The 463-nt window shown below is 52.3% G+C and carries 1 protein-coding gene; it reads right to left on the bottom strand.

The window, feature by feature from the left end; translation table 11 throughout:
* Positions 1-182: 182 nt before the first annotated feature.
* Positions 183-463 (bottom strand): hypothetical protein (locus AC1RPT_RS07660; RefSeq protein ID WP_481762963.1); only part of this gene is annotated, 281 nt, incomplete at its 5' end.

The raw sequence follows: 463 nt of genomic DNA on the forward strand, positions 1-463 counted from the left end.
GACGCGTACTCATCAAAACCCCATAGGCCGTTCCCCGAGGTATAGGCGCGGAATGATTCAATGAGCCCCTGCTTAACGATATACGCGGACGGCAATGCGTCACTGGCGCTGGGCAGCATGTCAACAGACTGAAGCGTACCCATGTGGAATGCGTTGCTGGTCTCAGCCACATCGAGCCACATCTAGTAGTTTGCGTCAACCGAAGACAGGTACGCGTCTATACGCATAGCATACGAGTTGTCCTTAGTGACCGGCACATCCGCCACAGCTAGTGCAAACAGCATGTTAGTGCTGGTGTACAGCCCAACTTCTCCGAACTGCTGAAGGAATGTCAAATCCTTAGGAAGAAGAATGGAGTACCGAAGCACGTTACCGTTTATCACGTCGCCGGGACTAAGGAGTCCTGTTGATACCAGAGTTCCGTGTATGTCGGTATCACTGGCTGTAGGCACATATCCAGTAC

Source organism: Dellaglioa sp. CoH-56-MRSF-11 (assembly GCF_056782135.1).